Below are 8,991 nucleotides of genomic sequence, written 5' to 3'. Positions count from 1 at the left end.
GCGATGCTCATCATATTGTTCACTGGAATGATGGTGGCCCAACAGATCTCGACAACCTGATCTTGTTGTGCGGTCACCACCATCGGACACTGCACCACACCGAATGGCGGGTCGAGATCGGCCCCGACCGAAAAACAGTGTTCTATCCACCGATGTCGATCGATCCATATCAACAGCCGATCGGCGGGAACAGCCCACCGACAGCAGCCTGAACGGGCACAAATTGAAAACGCGAGCACCGGGGCATGATCGTGCCCCGGTGCTCATGCTGCGTTCCGTCATCTTCGCGGAGACGTACGGCCTACCAGCGGTTCCGAACCTCCTCGGCAAATCCGAGGAGATCTCGAACCACCACGGAGGTACCGTCGTCGAGGATTACTGTGCCGGAGAACTTTCCGAACACCTGATGCTGAATCGAACGCAGCACCCCGACATCGAAAGTCGCGGCACGGTCGATGATCGGCTCGAAAGTCATCTCGAAGCGACCATCGTTGCTCGAGAAGTTCCACGGAGCGCCGTCGTACGTTCCCTGCGGGATGCCGAAGTCGATCCTGTCCAGTTTGTGTGCCCGACCGCCGACAAACACGATGTTCTCGCTGGCCGCCGTCGTGTCGCCGAAGCCGTAACCGATGTTGAATCCGAACCGCTCGCCGTTCACCAGTCCGGATGCAGAACCCCAGTACCAGGTGTTGTCGTAAGCCCAGACTCCCCTGCCCCAATCGAGAACGCCGAACGAGTCTTCCGAGCGAAATGTGAAGTCGTCGCTCCCGATTCGCACGGTCCCGGCAGCGGGCAGGCAGTTGATCTTCTGGTTGTAGTAAAACGATCGGGACGCCTTCGGAAACGGTGTGGCGATCACCATCCGGTCATCGACAGGACCCGCCAGGAACAAATCGGCATGAAGGCCTCGCCCACCGTCGAAAGCCGGGTAGTCGACAATCAGGTGGCGCCCACCGTCCACATGGCGAAACTCGAAGCGAGCTTTACCTTTCGACACCACCACATCACCGTCGTCCGCGCTTTCGGGCAGACCGAGCCTTCCCATCGGGAACGGCAGCATCACGTTTTCGGTGATCTCGTGTGGTGTTCGGAAATCGAGCCAGGAGACTCCGAGCAAGCCCATGTACCCGTTGTCGGCGACGGTCAACGCGATGCCGTAATCCGCAGTGAGAACGCAGTAGTAGTCCCACTCCTTGATCCGGAACTTGGGAGCGGTGATCGCAGAGCGTCGATACTTGCGAATCTCCGATGGGGCCCAACCCGTCTCGACCAAATGTCCGCGATCGTCGAGAAGCGGGCCGGGCGACATCAGTGTCTGCATTCTTACTTCCAGCGTCCCAAGATCTCGTTCGCACGGTTGGCCAATGCCATCTGGAAGAACGGACCGAAGCTCACACGTGCCACTCCGAGCGGACCGAAACTTGCCGGATCGTCCTGGTCCGGGATTCCGATCGCATTGATCGGAAGTGGAAGTTCGGACGTCAGGCGGCGCTGGGTCGCGTCGTCATGCCGCCCGACGGGGTAAAGAACGTCGGCGCCGGCGTCGGCCGCCAGCTTGAGGCGTGCGATGGCGCGATCGACACGATCGGACTCGTCACCGACCTGCTTCACGAACAGGTCGGTGCGCGCGTTGACGACAACGTGAACTCCGGCTGCGTCGGCGGCCTGACGAAGCCCACCCACGAAGTCGGCGTGCTCCTGCGCCTCACGCAAGCGTCCGCCTTCACTGTGGACGGTGTCCTCGATGTTGAGTCCGACAGCGCCGGCATCGATCAACCCGTCGATGAGAACTGCCGGCTCGAGCCCATAACCACCCTCGATGTCCACCGAGATCGGGGCGTCGACCGCACCGGTGATCTGCTTGATCCGGTGCAGAAGTTCGTCGAAGGTGATGCCCTCGTTGTCCGGCTTGCCGATGGAATCGGAAACCGGGTGGCTGCCCACCGTCAGGGCTGCAAAACCGGCAGCCACCGCAAGATTCGCCGACCACGCGTCCCAGACCGTCGGGAGAATGACCGGGTTACCTGGCTGGTGCAACGCCAATAGAGCAGTTGCCTTGTCGTTGATCGAAGTCATGCGGTGGCTCCTCGAGATCGTGGGGTGTACCTCTCACCTACCGACTCTAGTGAGCGACCGGGCAGCCTGTGCTCTTGTAATCGACCTGGAACTCCTTGATGCCGTTGATCCAACCCGAGCGCAGACGGCGCGGATCACCGATCTTGGTGATGTCCGGGACGTTGTCGGCAATCGCGTTGAACATCAAGTCGATCTCCATGCGAGCGAGGTTTGCACCGATGCAGAAGTGCGCGCCCGTTCCGCCGAAGCCCAAGTGCGGATTGGGGTTACGAGTGATGTCGAACGTCATCGGGTTATCGAACACGTCCTCGTCGAAGTTCGCGGAGCTGTACAGCATCACCACGCGCTGCCCCTTCTTGATCGACACTCCTGCCAGCTCGGTGTCCTCGAGCGCGGTGCGCTGGAACGCGGTGACCGGTGTCGCCCAACGGACGATCTCGTCGGCCGTCGTCTTGGGACGTTCCTTCTTGTACAGCTCCCACTGCTCGGGGTTGTCCAGGAACGCGATCATTCCGTGCGTGATGGCGTTGCGGGTGGTCTCGTTCCCTGCGACCGCCAGGATGAGCACGAAGAACCCGAACTCCTCCGGGCTCAAAGCGTCGCCGTCGATGTCGGCCTGGACCAGAGTCGTGACGATGTCATCTGCCGGACAGGTACGACGCGCGTCTGCCATTTGGTACGCGTATCCGAGGACCTCGGTGGACGCGACTGCCGGATCACCCTGGTATTCCGGGTCGTCGTAGCCCATCATCTCGTTGGACCACTTGAACAGCTTGTCCCGATCGTCCTGCGGTACACCGATCAGATCCGCGATCGCCTGGAGCGGCAGCTCGCTGGCAACCTGCTTCACGAAGTCGCCCGGGCCTTCGCTCACAGCGGTGTCGACGATGCTGCGCGCACGACGATCCAATTCGTCGCGCATGCCGTTGATCGCGCGCGGCGTGAACAGCTTCGAAATCAGCTTGCGGAGCTTGGTGTGCTCCGGCGCATCCTTGTTGAGCAGAAGATGCCGGAGCATCTCGACGGCCTCACGTGGCATGTCGTCGGCGAAACGCGCGATCGCGGTGTTCTCCCAGCTCGAGAACACATCGCTGCGCTGGCTGACCTCTTTGACGTCAGCGTGACGCGAGACCACCCAGTAGCCCTCGTCCTGGAATCCACCAACGGTCGGCGGCTGCTCACACCACCACACGGGCGCGCTTCGACGCAGTTCGGCGAATTCCTCGAAAGGGATCCGCTCCCCGAGGACAGCAGGATCGGTGACGTCGAGTCCGGCCGGTAGGTCAGGCGTGCGAGTTGTGTCCGAGATGGTCATGGCGTCCTCTGATCGGTCGATTGTGCGCTACACCACAGAGTAGCTTTCACTAACAGACTGTCAAGTGAAAGACGGAGAGTCTCGTGCAACTGACCCGTGAGAGCCCCCGCGGCACTAGGATCCCGGTAATGACAGATACCTCCGGCAGACTGACGCTGCGAGAGAAGCAGAAGCAGCGAACCCGCGCAGACCTCGTGGATGCCGCCGGCGCGCTCTTCACCGAACGCGGATACGCGGCTGTCACCGTCGAGGACATCGCCGGCCGGGTCGGTTGCAGCCGCGCCACCTTCTACCTGCACTTCCCCGGCAAGATCGACATACTCAAGGCCCTCGGCTCGAACACGGTCGTATCCAGCACGCTCGCGATATTCCAGGATCTCGACCACGTACTCGATTCCGGTTCGCGCGAAGAATTCGCCGGCTGGATCAACCGCGCTCTCGACTGGTGCCGCGATCACCACCACATGATGCGGGCGTGGGACGAGGCCATGGTCCTCGAACCCGAATTCCGAACACTGGCACGTGAAGGCATCTCCGCACTGCCCAACGCGATGCCGTCGTACCTGGCACGCTGGCCGCAGAGCCGACACGACGAGGCGAAACTCCGGGTCGAGCTCCTGCTGACACAGATCGAGCGCTTCTTCATTCGGTGGGCGGAACAGGGCGCGATCACCGCGGGTGCGGACGTCGCAGCAGACGTTCTCACCGACATCTGGTTTCCGGCACTCACGCCGCCCACGACCGATGTTGCGGCGCCGCGATAGGTTGGCCCGATGCCACTCGACCTTCGAGCGATCCTCACCACCGTCGCTGCACTCCTGTCCGGGATACTCGCGGCGCTGGCCCTGACCAATCCCGTTCTTCGCGACTGGGCCATCGTGGCCTCCCCGTCAGAAGTAGATCGCTGGATCAGCAGCGGACCGACTGCTGTCGGCCTCGGCGCCGTGATCGCCGTGCTTGCCTGCGCCATCTCACAGCGTCGCGGGTCCCGTCGGGCGGCGTGGATCGCGATCGCAGTCGGCGTCGCCGTCATCGCGATCGTTCGGGCAGTCGTACCCGAAGTTGCGTCACTGGACCTGCTGATCGCATTGATCATCGTCAAAAGTGTTGCAGCCGGCACCATTCTGGGCTGCGTGGTTGCCGTCAGTTGGGACCGCACTGCCACGAAGAACGCGACACTCCTCGGCGTGCTCGCCACCTTCCTCGCGATCCGCACGTTCGCCGGTGGGACAGCCAGGATGACGACTTCTTCGGTGGGTGAGCCGTCGTGGTGGCTGATCGGCGCCACGGCCGCAGCAGCAATCGCCTGTGCAGTGACCGCGCAAGCCGGCTTCCGGATTCGCAAGCCGGACTCGGGTGAAATCCGCATCGCTCTCGTGGTGATCACCGCGCTGGCGATCGGGCATCGAGTGCTCGGCGCCGTGATCGACCGCCAGCAATACGCGTCCGCGGCGACCGCCTGGATCGTCATGGTTTTGGCGGCAGGCGCTGCGCTCGCCTTGACGTGGATCGCCGCTTACCGCCTCGGCGACGCCTCCGGTGCTGGTGGCAAGTTCCTCTGGGCGGCAACCGCACTGGCCGCTGCGTCGGCCCCGCTCTTCGTCGACATCGCGAAGGGTTCCGGCCACTGGGGAGACCTGAAGTCCCCTTGGGTACTGGTGCTTTTCGCGGCCCTGCCGGTCGCCGTCGGATTGAGGCTGCACAAGCAGGTGCCAAACTTCGTGCCCATCGCCGTTCTCGTTGCGGTTTCACTGTCAGAACTACTGCCCTTCGACTCCGCGCACGGCGTCTGGTCAATCGCGCTGAAGATCGCCGCGCTGGGCCTCGCCGCCGGTTTACTGTTCGGTTCCCTTGCTCCCGGCAGCCTGGTCGACGCCACACTCGGACTCGCCATTCCCTTTGCCGCGATGACCTTCTCGTCGATCGCCATTCTCACCGATCAGCTCACCGCGCCGCCAGAGTTGACAGCGGCAGACATTCAGCGATTGATGGAACTTCCCATCCCGGCGCACGTCAGCGCCAACGGAGGACTATTCGGACGCGGAATAGGCATCACCATCGACTACGTCACCCCTCAGACCGTCGGCGCTGCAATCCTCTTCGCCCTGATCATCGGCTTCTGTGGTGCGGCGATCCTTCGACGATCCCACCCACCCGTCGAGGTATCGGAACCCACCGAGACCGCCTGATCGGGACAGACCGATGACCATCGACCTCCGGTCATGCACCGGCGCCCTCGCGGCCTTTCTCTCGGGAATCCTTGCCGCCCTGGCGCTGACGAACCCAGCGCGAATGAGATGGCCTGTTACCGAACCGCAGTCGAAGATCGACCAATGGATCAGCAGCCAATCCACCAGCGTCGTGGTGGGTGCCATCGTCGCCGTAGGGGCCTGCGCGTATCTCCAGCACCGCCGTTCTCGCAGGCGTGCGTGGGCGTTTGTGTACACGGGCGTCGTCGTGCTGATTCTGATCAGATTCCTCGTCGCCGAAGAAGTCGGTCTTGATCTGCTGAGCGTTCTGGGTTTCGCCAAAACCATTGCAGCCGGACTCATCCTGGGCGGCGCTGTCGCCGCAGCGTGGGACAGCCGCCTCGGACGCAACCTGCTGATCATTGGCGCGGTGTCGACGTGGTTGGCCGCGCAATCGTCCACCGGCGATTTGATACCCGTCAGCACGTCGTCCATCGGCGAACCTGCCTGGGCACTTCTGTTGCTGACCCTGATCTGCGCAGTGGCGAGCGCAGTGACAGACGACTCCGAATCGCGGATAAGTGAAACCCAACCGGGCGTCGCCGCAGCCGCTCTCGCAGTTGTCACCGGCCTCGCCGTCACCCAACGGATTCTGAGTTCGGTCGTCGACCGGCAAGAGAACCCACCGACGTTTTCGGGTTGGCTGGTCATGGTCGCGTCGACCGTCGCCGTCCTCACCCTGACCTGGTTCTGTGTGAGGAGACTGGACACAACTTCAGGCAGTGGCGGATTCCTTTGGGCTGCAACCGCTGTTGGAGCCGCCGCCACGACGGTGTTCGCGGATCTGACCGACCGCTTCTTTCTCGACGGTGACCGAACCTCGCCGTTGGTGATCGCTGCCCTCGCGATCATCGCGGTCGTCTTCGGCTTGTCGCGTTCCCGACACCGGGATCGCACGATCGCAGGTCTGACTCTGCTGGCTGCGATCCCGTTGTCGGAGTGGATCTTCGACGGCGAACACGAACTTGCTCTACTGCTCCGCATTGTCGCGCTGGGCGTCGGGTCGGGATTGCTGCTCGGATCCGTTCTGCCGTCGAATCCCGTCGCAGCGACGCTGGGGTTGACGATTCCTTTCACTGCCCTGGTCTTCATGTCGATCGGGCAGCACGAGATCGAGACAGTGTCGTCAACGTACGTCCGGCACGATCCGCCCTCGACGTACGTCGAGTACAACTCTGAATTGCGAGCCTACGTCGACGCGAGCGAGCCCGACGCAGCCTTCCGGGCCGAGGCCGCGACCATTGCCTACGCGTACGAGGCGCCGCCACGCTCCGACGGCGCGGCACTCCTGATGTGTGTAGTCGTCGTCGCCACCGGGATCGCGCTCCGCCGCCGCAGCCCCGTTGACACACCGTCACCGGACTGAGACCTCCTATTGCGGTGCAACTGGTACCGGATTGACTATTTTGGAGCAGTGCCCATCGCCCGCAGGACGCTGCTCGTCGCACTGAGTGGTGTGACTGCATTCGTCGTCACCGTCGTCGCTTTGGCACCGTTCGTGAACAGCCAGTCGACGTCGATTTCGACGGGCGACCGATTCTGGTCCATCTCGACCATCGGCGCCGGCGTCTTGGCTGTCGTCGCGGTCGGGACAGCCGCGATGATGGCCCGTTGCCGATTGCGGACCGCGGCCATGACGGTCGTCGGTGGGCTCCTCCTCGAACTGCCCGGGCTCTACGATCACAACTTCGAGGCACTCTCGCCCGTCGGTGCGGGAGTCGCTGTCGGCGCGGTGACGGTTGCTGCCGCTCCCCGGGTTCGAGCTGCCTCGGTCGCGGGAACGATTGTGGCCGTGCATGTCTCGGATTCACTCCTGGACGAAGACGCAATTCCTCGGCGGTACGCGGACTACATCGCCGACAACACCAACCAGTTTCAACCACCGGTGTTGGGGGCAACACTGCTCGCGCTCGCTTTGGCCGCCGCCTGCGTCGCCGCGTTCTGGTTCCACGATTTCGACAAGGACCACCCCAAGGAACGGATGGCCGTTCGGCCGGTGACTATCGCGGCGGTGCTCACTCTCTTCGGGGTCGCGGCAAATTGGTGGTTCGAGATCACCACCGTCACGGCGGCCGTACCCCTTCTACTCGTCGCGCTCGTAATCACGGTGATCTGCGCGCGGGTGCTGGGCGACGGCGGTCGAATCCTGCTGATGTGTACCGCCGCCGTCGCAACTCTGGCGGCGGTTTCGGCGAACCGTCCCGCAACCGAAGCCATGGAATGGTCGAAAACCCCCGCCTCGACCGCCGTGTTGATCGGCGTCGTCATCGTCGCCGCGGCAGCAATCGGCGCGATCGCTCCCTCGCGGGTCGTCGGCTACGGATTGCTCCTGACGGTGACGGTCGCCGGGATCGTCAGCTACGCCACGTCGCCGTCGCCGAAGATCGGTGACGTTCTCACGATCAGCGATCTTCTTGTCGCCTTCACCTCTGCGGTCGTCACCTACGCGATCGCCAGCGCGATGTACCGAGAGCCGCCGCGGACCGGAGCGTCACGAGCCCTCGTCGGACTCGGTGTCATCTTCGGCCCGACGGCGCTGGCCCTGCTCGTCTATCCGCAGTTCGACTACGGATGGACGGCGTACACGCCGCTCGACGAGAACAAGCCGTTCAACGGCATCACGACGGTCGGCCCGTTCGAAATCTCGACCGACATCCTGATACTCGACGCCGTGGCACTGATCATCGTGGCCGTCTGCGCCTATGCAAGTCTGCGCTTGGGGCGAGTCAATCGATCCGGACCTCCGCAGATCAGTCGATCAGATCCATCGACGCCAGGCGATGGAACACTTTGAGCGATCCCGGCGCCACCTCGTCCATCGCTGCGTACTCGGCGAGCGTGAAATAGCGGAACTCGGCGATCTCGCTGGTCGGGTGCGGGTCTCCGGCCATCTCCGCCAGATAACAACTCATGTGCAGGCCCGTGTCCGCGGAATGTCCGAAAGCGTGAGCCTCGAAGACGTCGAGGAACGTGACCGTCCCGTCGACCAGATCGACGTCGAGTTCCTCCCGAATTTCGCGGTGCAGTGCCTGCTCGGGCGTCTCACCCGGGTCGATCTTTCCGCCGGCCATGTAGAACGCGGTCTTGCCCACGGAGCGGGTCTGGATCAGCTTGCGGTCACGAATGTGCGCAAGGGCGGCGGTACGGATGATCGTGGTGGGAGTCGACGAATTCACGTCGTCCAACCTACGTGTATCAGCGAGTGCCGATGATGTCCGAATCGACTCGCTGCACATCGAAACTGCCACGCCCGGTAATATGTACGCAAAGACAACCTCTCCGACTAGGTGAATTGTCTCGTTAATCCGATAGGTTCGATTTTGTTCGGACACCCCGCCGCCCGCTGACAAC

Annotated in this window: 9 protein-coding genes; 5 read left to right on the top strand and 4 right to left on the bottom strand. The window is 62.9% G+C overall.

All coding sequences use genetic code 11. The annotated features are described in order from the left end of the window. The coding region (locus tag H7C86_RS33940) for an HNH endonuclease signature motif containing protein (RefSeq protein WP_182263207.1) at nt 1-212 on the top strand (212 nt) is incomplete at its 5' end. Between the two features lie 89 nt (nt 213-301). Here the strand turns inward: H7C86_RS33940 and H7C86_RS33935 are convergent. From H7C86_RS33935 to H7C86_RS33925, 3 genes are read right to left on the bottom strand one after another with little or no spacing between them, the layout of a single operon-like run. Then, complete coding sequence (locus tag H7C86_RS33935; RefSeq protein WP_182263206.1) at nt 302-1,321, bottom strand: DUF2804 domain-containing protein; 1,020 nt, start codon at nt 1,319-1,321, stop codon at nt 302-304. A gap of 2 nt (nt 1,322-1,323) precedes the next feature. Further along, nucleotides 1,324-2,076: an isocitrate lyase/phosphoenolpyruvate mutase family protein gene (locus tag H7C86_RS33930; RefSeq protein ID WP_007730096.1), complete on the bottom strand. Its 753-nt coding sequence runs from the start codon at nt 2,074-2,076 to the stop codon at nt 1,324-1,326. 46 nt (nt 2,077-2,122) lie between these two features. After that, nucleotides 2,123-3,391: a cytochrome P450 gene (locus H7C86_RS33925; protein WP_182263205.1), complete on the bottom strand. Its 1,269-nt coding sequence runs from the start codon at nt 3,389-3,391 to the stop codon at nt 2,123-2,125. 128 nt (nt 3,392-3,519) lie between these two features. On the opposite strand from H7C86_RS33925, the gene H7C86_RS33920 reads away from it, so the two are divergent. The 4 genes from H7C86_RS33920 to H7C86_RS33905 are packed head-to-tail and all read left to right on the top strand — an operon-like array spanning nt 3,520 to nt 8,434. After that, on the top strand, nt 3,520-4,155 hold the full coding sequence (locus H7C86_RS33920) for a TetR/AcrR family transcriptional regulator (protein WP_020968862.1): 636 nt from the start codon (nt 3,520-3,522) through the stop codon (nt 4,153-4,155). A 9-nt stretch (nt 4,156-4,164) separates the two neighbouring features. Then, complete coding sequence (locus tag H7C86_RS33915; protein ID WP_182263204.1) at nt 4,165-5,580, top strand: hypothetical protein; 1,416 nt, start codon at nt 4,165-4,167, stop codon at nt 5,578-5,580. 13 nt (nt 5,581-5,593) lie between these two features. After that, nucleotides 5,594-7,006 carry a hypothetical protein gene (locus H7C86_RS33910; protein ID WP_182263203.1) on the top strand — a complete coding sequence of 471 codons (1,413 nt, stop codon included), beginning with the start codon at nt 5,594-5,596 and terminating at the stop codon, nt 7,004-7,006. 48 nt (nt 7,007-7,054) lie between these two features. Beyond that, nucleotides 7,055-8,434 carry a hypothetical protein gene (locus tag H7C86_RS33905; protein ID WP_259349393.1) on the top strand — a complete coding sequence of 460 codons (1,380 nt, stop codon included), beginning with the start codon at nt 7,055-7,057 and terminating at the stop codon, nt 8,432-8,434. On the opposite strand, the gene H7C86_RS33900 is transcribed toward H7C86_RS33905, so the two are convergent. Continuing rightward, entirely contained in the window at nt 8,391-8,816 is a 426-nt protein-coding gene (locus H7C86_RS33900; RefSeq protein ID WP_007730102.1) for an NUDIX domain-containing protein, read from the bottom strand. The genes H7C86_RS33905 and H7C86_RS33900 overlap by 44 nt on opposite strands. Nucleotides 8,817-8,991 lie beyond the last annotated feature (175 nt).

Source organism: Rhodococcus sp. UFZ-B548, assembly GCF_903819475.1.
In the GTDB taxonomy this organism is placed as follows: domain Bacteria; phylum Actinomycetota; class Actinomycetes; order Mycobacteriales; family Mycobacteriaceae; genus Rhodococcus_F; species Rhodococcus_F erythropolis.
This window is presented reverse-complemented; position numbering and strand designations above follow the sequence as displayed.

Excerpts from the sequence above, each read along its gene's own strand:
- H7C86_RS33930 (WP_007730096.1), bottom strand. The coding sequence starts at position 2,076 with ATGACTTCGATCAACGACAAGGCAACTGCTCTATTGGCGTTGCACCAG.
- H7C86_RS33920 (WP_020968862.1), top strand. The coding sequence starts at position 3,520 with ATGACAGATACCTCCGGCAGACTGACGCTGCGAGAGAAGCAGAAGCAG.
- H7C86_RS33915 (WP_182263204.1), top strand. The coding sequence starts at position 4,165 with ATGCCACTCGACCTTCGAGCGATCCTCACCACCGTCGCTGCACTCCTG.
- H7C86_RS33910 (WP_182263203.1), top strand. The coding sequence starts at position 5,594 with ATGACCATCGACCTCCGGTCATGCACCGGCGCCCTCGCGGCCTTTCTC.
- H7C86_RS33925 (WP_182263205.1), bottom strand. The coding sequence starts at position 3,391 with ATGACCATCTCGGACACAACTCGCACGCCTGACCTACCGGCCGGACTC.
- H7C86_RS33935 (WP_182263206.1), bottom strand. The coding sequence starts at position 1,321 with ATGCAGACACTGATGTCGCCCGGCCCGCTTCTCGACGATCGCGGACAT.